Origin of the sequence: Pseudomonas sp. CIP-10 (assembly GCF_020911845.1) — a bacterium.
Taxonomy (GTDB): Bacteria; Pseudomonadota; Gammaproteobacteria; order Pseudomonadales; family Pseudomonadaceae; genus Aquipseudomonas; species Aquipseudomonas alloputida.
The window spans coordinates 3020875-3037473 of sequence record NZ_CP087160.1 but is presented as its reverse complement, the minus strand read 5'-3'; the positions used below and the strand labels follow the sequence as shown (position 1 = coordinate 3037473).

The 16599-nt window shown below is 62.9% G+C and carries 18 protein-coding genes; 7 read left to right on the top strand and 11 right to left on the bottom strand.

The window, feature by feature from the left end; genetic code table 11:
- Positions 1–35: 35 nt before the first annotated feature.
- The 3 genes from LMH93_RS13805 to ku all read left to right on the top strand — a co-directional run bounded on the left by LMH93_RS13805 (position 36) and on the right by ku (position 1978).
- Positions 36–233, top strand: coding sequence for a hypothetical protein (locus tag LMH93_RS13805; protein WP_004576237.1), 198 nt, complete (start codon positions 36–38; stop codon positions 231–233).
- Positions 234–483: 250 nt separating this feature from the next.
- Positions 484–1071 carry a 5'-methylthioadenosine/S-adenosylhomocysteine nucleosidase family protein gene (locus tag LMH93_RS13800; RefSeq protein WP_060537318.1) on the top strand — a complete coding sequence of 196 codons (588 nt, stop codon included), beginning with the start codon at positions 484–486 and terminating at the stop codon, positions 1069–1071.
- A gap of 85 nt (positions 1072–1156) precedes the next feature.
- Positions 1157–1978 (top strand): non-homologous end joining protein Ku, encoded by an 822-nt coding sequence (ku, locus tag LMH93_RS13795; RefSeq protein WP_230064263.1) that lies wholly within the window; start codon positions 1157–1159, stop codon positions 1976–1978.
- A 20-nt stretch (positions 1979–1998) separates the two neighbouring features.
- On the opposite strand, the gene LMH93_RS13790 is transcribed toward ku, so the two are convergent.
- From LMH93_RS13790 to ligD, 5 genes are read right to left on the bottom strand one after another with little or no spacing between them, the layout of a single operon-like run.
- Positions 1999–2658 carry a glycosyltransferase gene (locus LMH93_RS13790; RefSeq protein ID WP_230064262.1) on the bottom strand — a complete coding sequence of 220 codons (660 nt, stop codon included), beginning with the start codon at positions 2656–2658 and terminating at the stop codon, positions 1999–2001.
- Complete coding sequence (locus tag LMH93_RS13785; protein ID WP_004576230.1) at positions 2655–3254, bottom strand: class I SAM-dependent methyltransferase; 600 nt, start codon at positions 3252–3254, stop codon at positions 2655–2657. The genes LMH93_RS13790 and LMH93_RS13785 overlap by 4 nt, the downstream gene beginning before the upstream one ends.
- An 11-nt stretch (positions 3255–3265) precedes the next feature.
- Positions 3266–4021, bottom strand: a complete 756-nt coding sequence (locus LMH93_RS13780) for a PIG-L deacetylase family protein (protein WP_004374473.1) — start codon at positions 4019–4021, stop codon at positions 3266–3268.
- Positions 4018–5061, bottom strand: a complete 1044-nt coding sequence (locus LMH93_RS13775) for an acyl-CoA dehydrogenase family protein (RefSeq protein ID WP_230064261.1) — start codon at positions 5059–5061, stop codon at positions 4018–4020. Before LMH93_RS13775 ends, LMH93_RS13780 begins: the two co-directional genes overlap by 4 nt.
- A gap of 40 nt (positions 5062–5101) precedes the next feature.
- On the bottom strand, positions 5102–7603 hold the full coding sequence (gene ligD, locus LMH93_RS13770) for a DNA ligase D (RefSeq protein WP_230064260.1): 2502 nt from the start codon (positions 7601–7603) through the stop codon (positions 5102–5104).
- Positions 7604–7730: 127 nt separating this feature from the next.
- On the opposite strand from ligD, the gene LMH93_RS13765 reads away from it, so the two are divergent.
- Both LMH93_RS13765 and LMH93_RS13760 read left to right on the top strand, forming a co-directional pair.
- Positions 7731–8195 (top strand): phosphotransferase system, HPr-related protein, encoded by a 465-nt coding sequence (locus LMH93_RS13765; protein ID WP_230064259.1) that lies wholly within the window; start codon positions 7731–7733, stop codon positions 8193–8195.
- The gene (locus LMH93_RS13760; protein WP_185280345.1) at positions 8192–8416 is read left to right on the top strand and encodes a metallothionein; all 225 of its coding nucleotides are present in this window, start codon (positions 8192–8194) and stop codon (positions 8414–8416) included. The genes LMH93_RS13765 and LMH93_RS13760 overlap by 4 nt, the downstream gene beginning before the upstream one ends.
- A 297-nt stretch (positions 8417–8713) precedes the next feature.
- Here the strand turns inward: LMH93_RS13760 and LMH93_RS13755 are convergent, their stop codons facing one another.
- The 4 genes from LMH93_RS13755 to LMH93_RS13740 are packed head-to-tail and all read right to left on the bottom strand — an operon-like array spanning position 8714 to position 12688.
- Positions 8714–9667 carry a lysylphosphatidylglycerol synthase domain-containing protein gene (locus tag LMH93_RS13755; protein WP_230064258.1) on the bottom strand — a complete coding sequence of 318 codons (954 nt, stop codon included), beginning with the start codon at positions 9665–9667 and terminating at the stop codon, positions 8714–8716.
- Entirely contained in the window at positions 9667–10869 is a 1203-nt protein-coding gene (clsB, locus tag LMH93_RS13750) for a cardiolipin synthase ClsB (RefSeq protein WP_019751551.1), read from the bottom strand. Before clsB ends, LMH93_RS13755 begins: the two co-directional genes overlap by 1 nt.
- A complete protein-coding gene (locus tag LMH93_RS13745; protein ID WP_004374485.1) occupies positions 10866–11639 on the bottom strand; it encodes an endonuclease/exonuclease/phosphatase family protein in 774 nt (257 codons plus the stop codon). Before LMH93_RS13745 ends, clsB begins: the two co-directional genes overlap by 4 nt.
- Entirely contained in the window at positions 11636–12688 is a 1053-nt protein-coding gene (locus LMH93_RS13740) for a DUF72 domain-containing protein (RefSeq protein ID WP_230064257.1), read from the bottom strand. The genes LMH93_RS13745 and LMH93_RS13740 overlap by 4 nt, the downstream gene beginning before the upstream one ends.
- Positions 12689–12812: 124 nt before the next feature.
- Between LMH93_RS13740 and LMH93_RS13735 the strand changes: the two genes are divergently transcribed.
- Positions 12813–13364 carry an ATP-dependent Clp protease proteolytic subunit gene (locus tag LMH93_RS13735; RefSeq protein WP_185280348.1) on the top strand — a complete coding sequence of 184 codons (552 nt, stop codon included), beginning with the start codon at positions 12813–12815 and terminating at the stop codon, positions 13362–13364.
- A 1-nt stretch (position 13365) separates the two neighbouring features.
- On the opposite strand, the gene LMH93_RS13730 is transcribed toward LMH93_RS13735, so the two are convergent.
- On the bottom strand, positions 13366–13764 hold the full coding sequence (locus tag LMH93_RS13730) for an NUDIX hydrolase (RefSeq protein ID WP_185280349.1): 399 nt from the start codon (positions 13762–13764) through the stop codon (positions 13366–13368).
- Between the two features lie 288 nt (positions 13765–14052).
- Between LMH93_RS13730 and LMH93_RS13725 the strand changes: the two genes are divergently transcribed.
- Positions 14053–14322, top strand: a complete 270-nt coding sequence (locus tag LMH93_RS13725; protein WP_004374494.1) for a DUF6555 family protein — start codon at positions 14053–14055, stop codon at positions 14320–14322.
- Between the two features lie 196 nt (positions 14323–14518).
- Here the strand turns inward: LMH93_RS13725 and paaZ are convergent, their stop codons facing one another.
- A complete protein-coding gene (gene paaZ, locus LMH93_RS13720) occupies positions 14519–16573 on the bottom strand; it encodes a phenylacetic acid degradation bifunctional protein PaaZ (protein WP_230064256.1) in 2055 nt (684 codons plus the stop codon).
- Positions 16574–16599 lie beyond the last annotated feature (26 nt).

Here is a 16599-nt window from a genome sequence, read left to right as displayed (position 1 = left end):
CGACCTGGCACTGCAATTATCCAAGGGGGTACTCCATGCGACTGACTCCACTGATCATCCTGATGGCGGCGCTGAGCTTGGTCGGCGGCTGTTTCGACCGCGACAATGACCACCCTGGTAAAGATTCTGACCCCAGTAAACCTTCGCTGCAGATGCAGCAACCTGATTCCCAGCCGGCACCGCAGCCTGCGCCCGACCCCGAGCCGATGCCGGGGCAGAAGCCGAGCCAGTAAGTAGACAAGGAGCACGGCATGACGGTGATGAACCGCAATGCTGCAAGCGCTGCGTAGCCCGCATTCGTTGCCGCATTGCAGGCTCAGGGCCGGATCCGCAGTGGGCCGCCGCCGGCAAATAGCCGTTGGTGAACGACGATCGAGGGCAGCACCCGCTTACCAAAGGTGACGGTGTAGGCAGGACTTGCATTTAGGCTGTGTTGACCGACAATGGCCGCGCCCTTTGCAGCCACTCGGAAACACCTGCTCCATGATGCTGATCAAGCAATTCCCCGACATTTCCCTGAATGACACGCTGTTCGTCTTTGCGCTTGAGGCCGAGGCTGGCGATGCCTTTACCGAGGTGAACACCGTGTTTACCGGCATTGGCAAGGTCAATGCCGCAATCGCCCTGACCAAGGCGATCGCCACGCGCAGGCCCAAGCTTATCGTCAACCTGGGCTCGGCTGGCAGCCAGCGTCATGGCAAGGGCGAAGTCGTGTGCTGTAACCGCTTCGTACAACGCGACATGGATGTGACCGCGCTGGGCTTTGCCCGCTATGAAACGCCCTTGTCCGATACCCCGGTGATACTCGAACACGGGGCGGCAATACCCGGCCTGGCTGTGGAAACCTGTGGCAGCGGTGACAGCTTCGAGATCAACCATGGCGACGCGCCTTACGACGTGGTCGACATGGAAGCCTACGTGCTGGCACTGATCGCGCGTGACGAAGGTATTCCGTTCGTGTGCCTGAAATACATCTCCGATGATGCCGGCAGCGAAGCCGCGGGGGATTGGGCGGTGCAAGTGCATTTGGCGGCCGAAGCGTTCAAGCGGGTGTTGTTCAGCCAAGCGTGACGGTTGCCGCAGGGCAGGGCAGCTAAACCTTTGTCGCCCGGCGCAGTCACTTCTGGTATCAGCAGGCAACCCTGGGAGCACCCTCATGGCTCGGGCAATCTGGAAAGGCGCCATCAGTTTTGGCCTTGTGCACATCCCTGTGGCACTCAATACCGCCGTGCGCACCGAGCGCGTGGACTTCGACTGGCTGGACAAGCGCAGTATGGAGCCGGTCGGCTACAAGCGGGTGAACAAGGTGACCGGCAAGGAAATCGACAAGGGCAATATCGTCAAGGGCGTAGAGTTCGAGAAGGGCCGCTATGTGGTGATCAGTGAGGAGGAAATCCGCAAGGCCCGGCCCGAAGCGACCCAGACGATCGATATCTTTTCCTTTGTGGAAGCGGGCGATATTCCGCTGCAGCATTTCGATACGCCGTACTACCTGACCCCGGACCGCCGTGGCGGCAAGGTGTACGCCTTGCTGCGCGAGACGCTGGAAAAGACCGGCAAGGTGGCACTGGCCACCGTGGTATTGCATACCCGGCAGCACTTGGCGCTGCTGCGGCCGCTGGACCAGGCGCTGGTGATGATCACCTTGCGCTGGCCCGAAGAGGTGCGCGGGCTGGAAACGCTGGAGCTGGATGCCAGTGTGACCGACAGCAAGGTGGAGAAGCGCGAGCTGGAGATGGCCAAGCGCCTGGTAGAGGACATGAGCGGGCCCTGGAAGCCTGAGGATTATCATGACGCCTTCCGCCAGACGATCATGGACCTGGTGGAAGAGAAGGCCAGCAAGGGCAAGATCGAGGCGGTGGAGAAGGGCGACGCAGGAGGGGCCGAGAAAGGTGCGGACATCCTCGACCTGACCGAACTGCTCAAGCGCAGCCTGGGTGGCAAGAAACCGGTGAAGAAGACGCGAAAGGCTTCATGAACACGGCCATGCCATTGAGTTCAAGACTGCGCCTGCAACCCAGCCAGGTAATCACCAAACCCCTCGCGGGCGCGGCTGTCACGTCGACTGCTGGTGGCCACACTATGCCTGGCGGTCCAGACGATCTGGGCGCCGCTGGCCTGCAGGTCACTGACCAGTTGCACATCTTCATGCGCCGCCAGGGGCTGAAAGCCACCCACACGCTCATAGGCATCGGCACATACCCCCAGGTTTGCGCCGTGCACATGCCGATGCCCTTCACACGCCTGGTAGCGGCTCTGGTAGAGCTTGCGCAGCGCGGCTGTCTGCCAGGGTTGCCAGTACTCGACATGCACGGTGCCGCAAACCACCTCGGCGCTACAGGCCAACTGCGACAGCAGCCAGTGCGCCGGGACCTGGCTGTCCGCATCGGTGCATGCCAACCACGTGGCGCCTCGCGCGACCATGTGCGCCGCGCCCACGCGACGTGCCATGCCGACATTACCGGCATCCACCTCCAGTAGGTGTACACCGAAACGCCGCGCCACGGCGGCGCTGCCGTCACTGCAGCGGTCCAGTACCACCAGCACTTCCACGTGCATTCCCGCATGCTGCGCCTGCTGGGCAGCGATCAGAACTGCCCGCAGGCATCGCCCAAGGCGGCGGGCTTCATTATGTGCAGGGATGACAACGGCAATCATGGGCACGTCTCGTCGAGGTCGACAACGCTTGGCTGGCATGACCAGTACTCCAGCAAGAAGTCCGCCTCCTCATGGCGGAACTGCTGATGCAACGGCAAATGCCGGGTCAACAGGCGGTGCACGTCGCGACCGTCCTGCGGGCAACCCGCGATAGGGTGCTTCCAGTGGCAGGCCAGTAACGCGCCGTCGTAGGTAAGGCTGGCCACCGATTGTTCGATCACCTGCAGCCAGTCGGTAGGATCAAGGTAGTAACCCACCTCGCTGAGCACGATCAGGTCAAAGCGGCCGCCCGGCCAGTCCCCCGGTAACCGGGCCCGTTCGACCAAGGCATTGTGCACGTGAGCCAGGCGTTCGCGGGCCAGGCCTACGGCCGTCGGGTCCAGGTCCTGGCACAGCAGTTCGGCGCAACGCTCGGCCAGCAACGCACTGAGCTCGCCATTTGCGCAGGCTGGCTCGAACACGCGCTGGTAGCACTGGCGTGGCAGGCTGGCCATCACCAGCTCGCGTTTGCGCTTCTCGTACCAGCGGGTGCGAAAGGCCCAAGGGTCTTCATGGGTGGCGTATAGCTCGGCAAAATACTGTGGATCGAGGCTCATGACAGCTCCATTCAAAGAAACACCAGTTCGAAAGGTTGCAGAAGGCAATCCAGCAGGTGCGGCGGTAGCACCGGCGGCTGCTCGCCGTCCGGCTGCAGCTGGCTGACGTGGGCGGCCAAGGCCTTGCGCTTGCGTGCCAGACGGCTTTCATCGAGCTGCACGCGGTGCGCACGGGGCCATGGCAGGCGCGGGTCGTCAGGCTCAGCCCAGTGCCAGGCCCAGACCGGTACCTCAGCCAATTGCACCCCACGGGCTGCAGCCGCCTGCGCAGCGGCGCGGCCGACGACCTCGTGATCGCAATGGCCATCACTGCGCCAGGTGGCCATCAGCAGGTCATTGGGGCGAAGTAACTGCGTGAGGTGACTGGCCAGAAACGCTTCTTCGCGCGGCAGCTGGCCGTCCTTCAGATGGAGCCTGCGCCAGTCCAGGCGCTCAAGGTCAAGGTCGAGCTGTTGCAGGGCCTGTCGGCTTTCCTGGGGGCGCTGGCGGCGCAAGCGATGTTCGGTCCAGTGGCTGGAGCCGGGGTGGCTGCCTTCGCCGTCGGTGGCGGAGATCAGCACCAGCTCGTCCTCGCGCCCTTTGAAGCCTGCCAGCAGGCCGCCAGCCATGAGAATTTCGTCATCCGGGTGCGGCGCAATCAATACCAGCCGGCGCCCCGGCGGGCACAGTTGGCGTGAATCGAGCCAGGTTGCACGCGCCAGGTGCGCGCTATGCTGCCAGGCTGTCCAGGGCGTGCCACCGGCGGACTGGATCAGGTTCTGGTTCATAGCTGCCATACCCCCGCTGGCAAGTGGGCCAACTGCTGGCCCAGCATCGCCAGATCGCGCTCGGCATGGCTCTGACGCAGGAACACCGGCAGGTCGGCGCTCAGCCGGGCAAAATGACTGCTGCGACAGAACGGCGTGGCCCCCAAGGCACGCCCGACGTGGCTGATGACCTGCTCTACGGCCTGTTCTACCTGGGCGCGGGTGCGGCGAACTTCGAAACTGGCATCCACACCGGGCTGCTGATCGATCCAGGCAGCACATTCACGCAGTGATGCACGGGCGCCATGCAACGCAGCGTCCACAGCCCCCAGATGCGCATCGGCATGCGGGTCTGGGCGGGGTTTGCGGCAATGTTCACGCAGGTAATCCGCCAGCGCCTCGGCCGCGCCGTACCAGCAGGCAGCGATACCTGCACCGCCTTGCCAGAAGCCAGGGCGCGAGAGGTATTGGCCCGGCGCGCCGATGAGCGTGCCTGGGGTATCGTTGAACGCCACCTCGACACTGGCGGTAGTGGCCATGCCAACGGCCTGCCAGTGCTCGATGTTCAGGCCCTGGCTCGGCTGTGACAGCTCGATTGCCACCAATTGCGGCTGCTCGGCCTCATCCCAGGCAGTAATCAGCGCTCGATCGATCTGCAAGGCACCGGAACACCAGGCCTTGGTGCCACTCAGGTGCACCTGGTCGCCTTCACGCGGAGTGATGTGGACTCGCGCATCGGGCGGCTCTGCCGCCCATACGCCCCAGATGCCGTCGTTGGCGTGGTGCGCTGCGCCGCATTCCGCCAGGATCGCCAAGGCATCGGTATGGCCCTCGTAGAGCTTGGCCAGTGCCAGGTCACAGCCGGCCACCCGTGCCAAGGTCTGCCAGCGACGCAAGGTGTTGCCTTGCCCCGGCAACGGTAGCAGGTCGAGGTGATCAGCTTGCAGCGCCTGGATCAGTTGCGGCAATTGGGTATCGAGGTTGAGCGGTAGCTGGCGTTCGCCAAAGGCGCGTAAAAGGCGGTCAAGGGTGGTCAGGTTGAAGTCCTGAACGATGCTCATGGGCGTGGCTCCCGGGTCGTGTCCAATCGCAGGGGCGTCATCATTCGAGCCCTAGCTGCTTGCGCATGCGCGCGGTGATCGACTGGCGTACCTTGCCCATGTCGGCCCAAGGGTCGTCGACCTCCGCCAGACGCTCGTGCAGGTTTGTGATGTTCCATTGGTTGGCGGCTTTGATGTGCGCCAGTTCCTCACGCCAGACAGGTACCGATACTGGCAGCCCGTCACGGGCTCGCAGTGAATAGGCGCACGCCGTGGTAGCGCCCTTGCCATTGCGCAGGTAGTCGATGAAGATGCGCCCCACGCGGTTTTTCGGCCCCGACACCGCGCTCAGGCGCTCCGGAAACAGCTTGGCCAAGTAACTGACGATGGCGTGGCTGAAGTCCTTGACTTCGTCCCAGCCGGCACGCCGGGTCAAGGGCACAACCACGTGAATACCCTTGCCACCACTGGTTTTCAGGAACACCTTCAGGCCCAGTTCGTCCAGCAGGGTGAGGGCCAGTTGGGTCGCCTCCACCATCGCCTTCCAGGGCAGCGCAGGGTCAGGGTCCAGGTCGAGCACGAAACGGTCCGGTTTGTCGAAATTCTTGTCCGTGGCGTTCCAGGTGTGCAGTTCCAGCATGTTCATCTGCACCGCGCCCAGCAGCGTGTCCGGGCGATTGATGACCATCGCCGCCTGGCCTGCCTCGGCCTTTTCGTAGCTGAGTACGTTGGGTATATGCAGCTGGCCCGCGTTTTTCTGGAAGAACAACTCGCCACCCAGGCCGTCCGGGGCGCGCACCAATGCCACCGGGCGGTGCTTGAGCTGGGGCAGGATCCACTGGCTGATGCCGGCGTAATACTCGGCGACCTCGCGCTTGGTCACACCCGTGGTGGGATCGATGACCCGGTCGGGGTGGGTCAGCCGCAGTTCACCCAGGTTCTCAGACGCCTTGGCCTGCTTGTTGCGGTTGGATACAGTTTTTGCGGGCATGGCGCGCTCCAGGTCAATGGCGGTTGCCGCCTTGTCATCGCGCAGGCCGTGGAACACCGAATGGCGCACGATGCCGTCACGGGTCATCTGGGCAAAGGCGACTTCAGCCAACAACTGCGGCCGCAGCCAGTGCACACCACGCGCTTCGGCTCCGGCGGGCGGCGAGGGCAGGGCAGGGCTGGCGATTTCCAGGGGCTTGAGCCGGGCATGGATGCTGGCCAGTGTCGTGGTGTTGAAGCCGGTACCAACCTTCCCGGCATAGCGCAGCTCGCCACTGTCATTGTCGTGCAGGGCCAGCAGCAGGGCACCGAAGCCGCTGCGGCTGCCTTTGGGGTCGGTGTAGCCCACGATCACGAATTCCTGGCGTTGCTTGCACTTGAGCTTGATCCAGTCTGGGCTACGGCGGCCGCTGTAAACACTGTCAGCACGCTTGCCGATCAGGCCTTCCAGCTTCAGCCGGCAGGCACTGTCGAGTAGCGATTCGACAGGTTCGTCGAAGTCCGCGGAATATTTGATGAAGTCGGAATGGTTGTGCTCAAGCAGTTGGCGCAATGTCTCGCGGCGGTGCTGCAGCGGTAGCTGTCGCAGGTCCTGACCGCCCAGAAATGGCAGGTCGAACAGGTAATAGGTGATGTATTCGTCGTGCTCGGTATCGAAGGCGTTCTGCAACGCCTGGAAGTCAGCCATGCCATTCTCATCAGCCACCACCATTTCGCCATCGAGCCAGGCCGAGTCGATACCGAGCGCGCGCAGGGCAGCCACCTGCCGGGGCATCTTGCTGCTCCAGTCATGGCCGTTGCGGGTGAACAGGCGGATGTCCTGGCCCTCGATGCGGGCCAGGATACGGTAGCCATCGAACTTGACTTCGTAGCGCCAGTCGCCGCTGGGTGGAGAATCCACCAACGTTGCCAGCTGTGGCTGTAGCTGTGCTGGCAAGGGGGCCGCCTGAACTTTGTCGGCGCGTTTACGGCTGCTGCGCGGGGCAGTGGCTTTTTTTGCAGCGGATTTGCGTGGCACCAGCGTGCGCTCGCTGAGCACGCTGCCGGGCAGGGCCTCGACAATGCTGTACTCGGTTTCGCTGCGCGCCTGGGCGTCGTGCGACTTGACCAGCATCCATTGTTCTTTCTTGCCGGCCAGGTGGGTGCGAAACAGGTTCCACACGCCGGCTAGCTTCTCGCCTTGCAGGCGGAAACGCAGCTTGCCTTTGACGTAGGCTTCATGGGCATCGCCTTCAGGCTCCCAGATACCGCGGTCCCAGACGATCACATCGCCTGCACCATAGTGGCCTTCAGGGATATGGCCCTCGAAATCGGCGTAGTCCAACGGATGGTCCTCCACATGCACTGCCAGGCGGCGCACTTTGGGGTCCAGCGATGGGCCTTTGGGGATCGCCCAGCTTTTCAGGGTGCCGTCGAGCTCGAGGCGGAAGTCGTAGTGCAGGTGACTGGCGTCGTGTTTCTGGATGCAGAACTGCAGCGCATGAGCCCGCTTGCCACGTTTGCGTTTGCCGCTGGGCTCGGGCGTGGCGTTGAAGTCGCGCTTGCGCGCATATTCCTGCAGGGGCTTGGCCATGGCGGGCTCCGGGCAGATCACAGTCTCTAAGGTGGGAGGTGCCGGCCGAGGCGGTAGTTCAAAAAACTCTGAATCTTCCGTGAGCTGGCGCAGTCGACCGAATGAAGCCACCTGATGGAGAACGCACATGACCCGACCCGATGCACCTAAGCCATACACCCCCACCGAAATCGATGACACCGAAGACCGCATGGGCAGCGTGCATGAGCTGGATTTCGATGAACGCCTGGATGAGCGCGAAGGGCGTGTGGGCGACGAACGACCCGCCGCCGAGATCGCCCGTGAGTTCCCACCCCAGCGCGTGGCACACAGTGGCATGACCGGCGGCGAGGCGCTGAGTGACAGCCCGCATGAGGACAATGTCACCTACGACGATTTGAGCCCGGACACCCTGCTGGACGAAACCGGTGCCCGCGACCCCCACGAACCGGGCGGCAGTGACGGCCCGGCAGACCAGCGTCTGCGCGAGGTGGATGCCGATGAGATCGGTGGCGGCATTGGCCTGGACGAGGCCGAACTGGCCCGATCCGCGCCGCTGGACGGGGTGCCCTGGACCGATGATGTGATAGACGACGAGGAGAGCAAGCCATGAACGAACAACGCTGCGCCTGCACGCACTGTTCTTGCACGGTGGATGCCAATGCCTTGCAACGGGACAGCAAGGCCTATTGCTGCGAGGCCTGCGCCAGCGGCCACCGCAAGGGTGAGCCATGCCGGATGCAGGACTGCCATTGTGGTGAAAAGCCGGGCGAGAGCGCGGTGGACAATGCGCTGGATGAAACCTTTCCAGCGAGTGATCCGATTTCACCCTGAAGCCAGTAGGCGGGCAGCCCTTTCACCCGATCGCCCAGTCCTTTGAGCCTCGGGTGTTGCGCGGGGTTGGTTTCTTGGCGCGCCCCCCCCCCGTAGGAGCGGGTTCACCCGCGAACACCGGCAAAGCCGGTGCCATGCAACGTGCTGCCTGCTTCGCGGGTAAACCCGCTCCTACATTTACGGCGCATGGCTTGCGACGGGTTGGTTTCTTGGCGCGCGCCCCCGTAGGAGCGGGTTCACCCGCGAAGACCGGCAAAGCCGGTGCCACGCAGCCAGCTCCAGCGCACACGGCCACTTTCAGGTCTGAGCAGGCTTGTCGCGCCGGCGCATGGCTTTGGCGCGCTTTTCCAGGATCAGGTAGGTCACCACCGCCAACAGCAGCGGAATCAGGTAGTACAACGTGCGGTAGCCGAGCAGGGCAGCCACCAGCGTGCCCTGGGCCATCTGCCCGTGCAGCAGGGCCAGAAACACCGCTTCCAGCACGCCCAGCCCCGCAGGAATATGCGCCACCACGCCGGCCACACAACTGATCAGCAGGATGCCGAGAATCGACGGGTAGAACGCTTCGCCCGGCAGCAACCAGAAGATCAGCAGCGCCATCAGTGCCCAGTTGCTGGCACCCAGCGCCACCTGGCACAGCGCCAGACGCAGCGAGGGCAGCGTCACTTCGTGGTCGCGCCAGCGCCAGGTGCGCTTCTTGGCAAAACCACAGGCCAGCAGGTAGCCGCCCGCAATCGCCAGCAACAGCAGGCCGATCAGGCGCAGGCCTGTAGTGCCCACCGCCCAGTTACCGGGCATCTCGACCAGGCCCAGGGCGAATACGGTGCCGGCCAGCAGCATATAGCCCATCCAGTTGGTCAACAGCCCCAAGGTGAGGATTCGTGTAATGGTCGCGGTATCCAGGCCCAGCCGTCCATAAAGGCGGTAGCGCAAGGCAACCCCGCCTACCCAGGTCGTGAAATTGAGGTTGAAGGCGTAGCACACGAACGCGACGGGCAATACCTGCCGGGCAGGTAGCGTGTGGCCGGTGTAAGCCCGGGCCAACAGGTCGTAACTGGCGAACGCGAGGTAGCTGCTCAACGCGATCGCCAAGCCGATAGCAAGGGTGCCAGGCTTGTAGGCCAGCAAAGACTGGCGCACTTCGTTCCAGTCCAGGTTGCGCGCCAGCAGGTACAGCAGCACAGGGATCAGGATCAGAAACGCGAGCGTGAACACGCGTTTGCCCCAGGTCTGCCAGCTTTTGCGCGCCATCAGGAGTTGCCCTCGTGCAAGTTGCCCTGGGGTTCGGCTTCCGGCTGCACCGAGCGTAAACGCTGCCGGTGCGCAGGGAACCAACCCGCAATGCGGGGGAAGTGGCGGATCACGTGGAAGCACACGAAGATCAACGGTGCTCGCCACCAGTAGCCGCGAATCATGCGCTCCAAGGTCACCGGTTTGCATTGCTCGCTGGCCAGTGCGTGCAAATGCTGGTGCAGTTGCTGGTTGAAGGCCCGATCACGAATGAACAGGTTGGCCTCCAGGTTGAACGACAGGCTCAAGGGGTCGAGGTTGCTGGAGCCAACGGTGGCCCATTGGTCGTCCACCAGTGCCACCTTGCCGTGCAACGGCCGCTGGCAATACTCATGAATCTTCACGCCGTCGCGCAGCAGGTAGTTGTACAGCAGGCGCGACAATGCACGGACCCAGCGCATGTCGGGCTGGCCCTGCAAGATCAACCGAACCTCCACGCCACGCCGGGCCGCGTTGCGCAGCTCACGCATCAGCCGGTAGCCTGGAAAGAAATACGCATTGGCGACCACAATGCGTTGCCGGGCTTTACGAAACGCCTGAAGGTAGTGTGCCTCGATATCGGTGCTGCGCATGCCGTTGTCACGCTCGATCAACACCGCACTGCTGCTTCCGGCGGGCTCGGTAACCGGGCGTACTGCACTGGGGGGCTGCAGCACGGGAGACATCAGGCGCTTACTGGCTGCATGTACCTGCGCCACGACCGGCCCAGTGACCTCCACGGCATAGTCCTGCTTGGCCATGGCACCAAAGTCGCCTAAATGGTCGGCGCTGTAGTTGATACCGCCGATGAAGGCCCGCTCACCATCGACCACCACGATCTTGCGGTGCAAACGGCGAAACAGGTTGGTGCGCATGCCCAACAACAGGGGCTGTGGATCGAACGCGTGAAAGCTTACACCCGCGTCGGTCATCGCTGAAATGAATGCAGCCGGCAGCTCGGCTGTGCCGTAGCCATCCGCGGCCACTTCCACGCGCACACCGCGCCGGGCCGCCTCGATCAACACCTGCTGCAATTGCTTGCCCACTTTGTCGTCGAAGATGATGAAGGTTTCCAGCAATATTTCTTCCCGCGCCTGGGCCATGGCCTCGAACACGCGGGGGTAGTACTGCTCGCCATTGATCAGCAACTGCACACTGTTGCCATCTACCCAAGGTCGGTTCACAGGTTGATCTCCGCAGCCAGTGGTACGTGGTCGGACAAATGCGACCACGGGTATTTGGACAGCACCTGGGCAGCCCCCGGCATCGCGTTTCGCAAGTAGATGCGGTCCAGGCGCAACAACGGCAGGCGCGCGGGAAAACTGCGCGCCGGGGTGCCGAAGGCTTCTGTCAGGTGTTCGCTGAGCACCGCGTCCGCCTTCAGCCGCCAGTCGTTGAAGTCGCCGGCGATGATGACCGGCGCGTTGGGCGGCAGGCTGGCCAGCAGGTCCAGCATCAGCTTCACCTGGCGCTGCCGGTGTGCTTCGCGCAGGCCCAGGTGTACGCATACCGCATGCACCTCGTCATGGCCCGGCACCTCCAGCTGGCAATGCAGCAGGCCACGCTGTTCATTGCCCTGCACCGACACATCCAGGTTGTTGAAGCGGCTGATGGGGAATTTCGACAACAGCGCGTTGCCGTGGTCGCCATGGGGATACACCGCATTGCGGCCATAGGCGAACTGCGGCCACATGCTGTCGGCCAGAAACTCGTACTGCGGCGTTTCGGGCCAGGCAGGGTGGCGCAGGGCATGCTGCTGATGACTGCCGTGCACCTCCTGCAAAAACACCAGGTCGGCGCCGGTGGCCCGTACGGCCTCGCGCAACTCGGGCAAAATGAAGCGCCGGTTGAAGAAGGTGAAGCCTTTGTGCACGTTCAGCGTCAACACATTGAGCCGGCGTACAGCGGTCACCTTGTCGATGATGCAGCGTGGGGCGGGCAGGGGCTTGTTCACAAGGCCACCTCCGGCACCACGCCTGGCTCGCTCATCAGCTCATGGTCCAAGGACAGCTTTTCCAGCAAGCGCCTGGCGTCGTATGGCGCGTGCACCTTCTGGTCATTGTCGAAGTAGCAGTACACATCCCGTGCCGCACACCGAGGCGGCGGCCCCGGCACGATCAGGCGGGCATCGTCCGCCTGCTTACCTTCACTCCATTGTTGGATACGCTGCTTCCAGCGCCGCAGCGCGCGTGCGGTATATCCGCTGCTGTACAGCTCCACGTCCCCGTGCAGGCGCATGTAGACGAAGTCGGCGGTCACATCTTCGACACAGGGCCATTTGCCGGCGCTGTCGGCCACTACCAGCGCCACGCGATGCTTGCGTAACAGCTTGATGAAGGCTTCGCAGAGGAAACTCTCGTGGCGGATTTCCACGGCGTGACGCAAGCGTGCATTGCCCTTGATGGCAAGGCTGCCATTACCCTTCAGGCGCTCGGCGCAGCCTTGGGCGCGTTCAAGGGCCGCTTTGCGGGTGTGTGGCAGCAGCGCCAGAAACCGGGCAAAACGGTCTTCATCGAACTTCATGTTGGGAGGGAACTGCCACAGGAACGGCCCGAGCTTTTCGCCCAACAGCAGCGGCCCAGAGGCGAAAAAATTGGCCACTGGCTCTTCGATGTCCTTCAGCCGCCGGACATGGGTGATATAGCGCGGCCCCTTGACCGCGAACACGAAGCCGTCCGGCGTTTCTTCACGCCAGCCCAGATAGCGCTCAGGCGTTTGCAGGCTGTAGAACGAGCCATTGATCTCGATGCTGTTCACCGCCCGTGAAGCGAATGCCAGTTCATCGTCCTGTCTCAGGCCTTTGGGGTAGAAGTCCTTGCGCCAGGGGCCATAGCGCCACCCGGAGATACCGATGCGAATATCGCTCACGCTGCCGTCCTCACTGCCGGTTCCTTGTTCGGTCGCTCTGAAAGTGCGACCGGCAAAGGCCGGCGAGGGTTCACAACGCTTGACCAACGGAAATGCTGACGCCGAGTTGAACTTTGCGGCAGCTGGCGTCTCCACCGCATACCCGTTTCCTGGCAGGGTGCCCGGATGACATTCGAGCCTTTCTCCCACTGCCAGATGGCCGGGCTGGGCAACGATGTGCAAAAGCACAAGCAATGACCTGCCACCCGCGGAGGCAAGCATGGCCAGACATATCATCCACTTCACCGGGCCGATCAATTCGTCTACCTGCGGCAACCTGATCACGACCTGCTCACGGGCATTGCAACAGGGTGCCGAGCTTCTGCAACTGAACATCGCCACCATGGGCGGCGAATGCAGCTATGGGTTTACCCTGTACAACTTTCTGCGGGCGTTACCCGTGGAGGTGCACACCCACAATCTGGGTACAGTGGAATCCATGGGCAATATCCTCTTCCTTGCCGGGGAGCGACGCACGGCTTGCAGTTTCAGCAAGTTTCTTTTCCACCCGTTTCATTGGACCTTGCATGGGTCGGTGGACCATTCGCGGATGTCCGAGTATGCGATGAGCCTGGATTACGACCTGCGCCTGTATGCGCAGATCGTGGCCGAGCGCACGAAAGGCGCGGCCGAGGTCTTGGATGTACCGCGCTATCTAATGGCCTATCCAAGGATACTGGCGCCGCGGGAGGCGCTGGAAAGCGGAATGATCCATGCAATCGACGAGATGCCGATCGCGTCAGACACCGTTCAGTGGAGTGTGCACGCCTAGCTTACCGAACGGACGCCGCCGTGCCCGCGTCACAAGCCAGCAAGGAGCGGATCAGGGCCTTGATCTCGCCCTTCACGAAAGCCACCTGATCCAGGTGGGCAAAGCGGCAGTCGGAAATTTCGTGCCGGGCCTTGGGCTGCGGAGCTTCGGCAAACTCCGCTGCGAACACGTAATGCACACGCTCTGGCGTTTCATGGCGCATCAACAAAACCAGCGATTCAGCCTGTAGCCCAGTCTCTTCCAGCAACTCCCGCTGCGCGGCCTGCATCGGCGTCTCGCCGGGCTCGATCTTGCCGCCTGGAAGGGTCCAAGGCGCCTTGGGCTTTCTCACCCACAACCACTTATGGCGCTGCTTGCCATGCCGGCAAATGATGGTGGCGCGATGCTTGACTGGCTTCATTCCGGCTCCTGGGCGATTCCTTCATTGCATGAAGTTTCGGCCCTGGCTGGCAATAAACGTTGCGTTGAAGCTGACGAACGGTCATTACCGTCACGCAAATATAATGTGTGCTGCTTTTCGTACCGACGGTCAGCTGACAGCAAAGCGATCAAGCACAGCGATAAAACAGGCTCTCGGCAGGGGCACACATTCGGCCACTGGTAACAAAGGTCGACAAAAATTTTGAATCTTCTGGCCATGGCCCGATCAATCAAAAGGTCATCCATGGAGAAGAGGAGGCCCCCTGCGATGCCTAGCCCACAGCTGTACATAATCGATTACAAACTGCATGACCAGCCGCGCAGTTTCATCATTCGCCTGGAACGCCTGGACAATGCCGAGGCCTGGCATTGGGCAAGTTGTGATGCGGGCATCGGCATCATTCCCAAGTTCGGTCGCGAGAAAATCAGGAAGGTCAGTCGGCCGATGGCCGAGCGTTACGGCATTACCGCCGTGAGCTGGCGGATTTCGGGGAGCAAGCCTAACCAGTCGGTGGGCGATCCGGCGGCGATGGTCTAATAGCTCGCGTGCAACCGGTAAAGAAACTGCAGGAGCGGAGATGCCCGCTCCTATAGGGTACGTAGATACCGTGAACTGTCCTTAAACGGCTTGAGCAGCTACCGGCCTCTTCGCGGGTGAACCCGCTCCTACAAGGGAGCTGTGCAGTGCCGGTCAGAGGCGGCTTGCCCGAGAGGAGGCCAGTAGCTTCAACCCATCATTCTGGCTTTTTCAGCACCAAGGTCAGGATGTCATAGCTGGCCACCAACTCACCCAGCTGATTGGTCACCTCCACATCCCACGCCACCACCCCCTGCGGCTGCCCCAGCGGGCTGGTCTTGCCTTGGTCGATCTTGCGCTTGCAGGTCAGGCGCGCCTGGATGGTATCGCCAATGCCCACCGGGTTGATGAAGCGCAGGGTGTCCAGCCCATAGTTGGCCAATACCGGTCCGGCGCCGGGCGACACGAACAGCCCGGCCGCTGCCGACAGTACGAAGTAACCGTGGGCAATGCGTTTACCGAACTGCGACGCCTTGGCGGCGATTTCGTCGAAGTGCATATAGAAATGGTCGCCTGACAGGCAGCCGAAATTGACCAGGTCAGCTTCTGTCACGGTGCGGCGATGGGTGAGCAGCGACTCGCCGATACGCAGCTGCTCGAAGTAGCGACGGAACGGGTGCACGTCGGTTTCGATGACTTCGCCGCCGCGCACGTACTCGCCGGTGACCGCCGTGAGCATGCTCGGCGAGCCTTGTACGGCGGCGCGCTGCAGGTAATACTTGACCGCACGCAGGCCACCCAGCTCTTCACCACCACCGGCGCGGCCCGGGCCACCGTGCTTGAGCTGCGGCAGCGGCGAGCCGTGCCCAGTGGACTCCTTGGCAGCCTGGCTATCGAGCACCAGCAGACGGCCATGCCAGGCAGCAGCCACCGGGATAGCCTTGGCGGCCACGCTGCGGTCGGCGGTGACCAGGGTCGCCACCAGGCTGCCTTTGCCACGGGCAGCCAGTGCCAAGGCTTCGTCGAGGTCGTCATAGGCCATCAGCGTACTGACCGGGCCGAACGCTTCGATATCGTGGGCGCCGCCCTCGGCATGTGGGTCGCGGGCCTGCAACAAGGTTGGCGCAAAGAACGCGCCTTCAGCCACGCCTTCGCCACGCGGGGCAAAGCCATCGCTGGCGCCGAACAGCTGATCACAACTCTGCAGCAGGCTGCGCACCCGCTCGCCGACATCGCGCTGCTGGTCATGGGAGGCCAGGGCCCCCATGCGCACACCTTCCAGGGACGGGTCGCCAACCACGACCTTGCTCAAGCGCTCGCGCAGGCGGGTGGCGACGGCATCCAGGTGCCTGGCCGGGACGATCGCACGGCGGATGGCGGTGCACTTCTGCCCGGCTTTAGTGGTCATTTCACGCACCACTTCCTTGATGTACAGGTCAAACTCTTCGCTGTCCGGTGTCACGTCCGGGCCGAGGATGGCGCAGTTGAGCGAGTCGGCCTCGGCAGTGAACGGCACCGAGTTGCGAATCAGGTTGGGCGTCACGCGCAATTTGGCAGCGGTATCGGCGGACCCGGTGAAGGTCACCACGTCCTGCCCCTGCAGGCGGTCGAGCAGGTCGCCGGTGCTGCCGATAACAAGCTGCAGGCTGCCTTCGGGCAGCAGGCCGGAGGCATTCATCAGGCGCACCACGGCCTCGGTCAAATAGCTGGTCGAGGTCGCCGGCTTGACGATGCAGGGCATACCGGCCAGGAACGTCGGGGCAAACTTTTCCAGCATGCCCCAGATAGGGAAGTTGAACGCGTTGATGTGCACCGCAACGCCTGCCCGTGGCACCAGGATGTGACTACCGGCGAAATGGCCTTGTTTGCCCAACGGTATGGCAGGCCCTTCGTGCACCAGGTTACCCGACGGCAGCTCGCGGCTGCCGATGCCGGCATAGGAGAACAGCGTGGCGTTGCCGCCTTCGATGTCGATCCAGCTGTCGGCCCGGGTGGCGCCGCTGTGGTGCGACAGGGCGTAGAGCTGCTCCTTGTGCTCGGCCAGGTACAGGGCCAGGGCTTTGAGGCGTTGGGCACGTTGTTGGAAATCCATGCCCATCAGCGAGGCAAGACCGCGTGCACGCGCGTAGTCCACAGCTTCGGCGAAGTCCGGGCGCTCTTCATGGCTGTAGGCCAGGACGTGGCCGTCGAGGGCGCTGCGCAGGGCCTGGGCGCCGTGCTGGCCGAGCCAACGGCCGGCGATGAAACTTTGCAGAGTAGGGGCGGCAGACATGCTGTTCTCCATGCTGTTCAAAATGT

Coding starts and splice junctions, on each gene's coding strand:
- paaZ (WP_230064256.1), bottom strand. CDS start 16,573: ATGTCTGCCGCCCCTACTCTGCAAAGTTTCATCGCCGGCCGTTGGCTC.
- LMH93_RS13725 (WP_004374494.1), top strand. CDS start 14,053: ATGCCTAGCCCACAGCTGTACATAATCGATTACAAACTGCATGACCAG.
- LMH93_RS13805 (WP_004576237.1), top strand. CDS start 36: ATGCGACTGACTCCACTGATCATCCTGATGGCGGCGCTGAGCTTGGTC.
- LMH93_RS13790 (WP_230064262.1), bottom strand. CDS start 2,658: ATGATTGCCGTTGTCATCCCTGCACATAATGAAGCCCGCCGCCTTGGG.
- ku (WP_230064263.1), top strand. CDS start 1,157: ATGGCTCGGGCAATCTGGAAAGGCGCCATCAGTTTTGGCCTTGTGCAC.
- LMH93_RS13780 (WP_004374473.1), bottom strand. CDS start 4,021: ATGAACCAGAACCTGATCCAGTCCGCCGGTGGCACGCCCTGGACAGCC.
- LMH93_RS13785 (WP_004576230.1), bottom strand. CDS start 3,254: ATGAGCCTCGATCCACAGTATTTTGCCGAGCTATACGCCACCCATGAA.
- LMH93_RS13775 (WP_230064261.1), bottom strand. CDS start 5,061: ATGAGCATCGTTCAGGACTTCAACCTGACCACCCTTGACCGCCTTTTA.
- LMH93_RS13735 (WP_185280348.1), top strand. CDS start 12,813: ATGGCCAGACATATCATCCACTTCACCGGGCCGATCAATTCGTCTACC.
- LMH93_RS13760 (WP_185280345.1), top strand. CDS start 8,192: ATGAACGAACAACGCTGCGCCTGCACGCACTGTTCTTGCACGGTGGAT.
- ligD (WP_230064260.1), bottom strand. CDS start 7,603: ATGGCCAAGCCCCTGCAGGAATATGCGCGCAAGCGCGACTTCAACGCC.
- LMH93_RS13800 (WP_060537318.1), top strand. CDS start 484: ATGATGCTGATCAAGCAATTCCCCGACATTTCCCTGAATGACACGCTG.
- LMH93_RS13765 (WP_230064259.1), top strand. CDS start 7,731: ATGACCCGACCCGATGCACCTAAGCCATACACCCCCACCGAAATCGAT.
- LMH93_RS13730 (WP_185280349.1), bottom strand. CDS start 13,764: ATGAAGCCAGTCAAGCATCGCGCCACCATCATTTGCCGGCATGGCAAG.
- LMH93_RS13755 (WP_230064258.1), bottom strand. CDS start 9,667: ATGGCGCGCAAAAGCTGGCAGACCTGGGGCAAACGCGTGTTCACGCTC.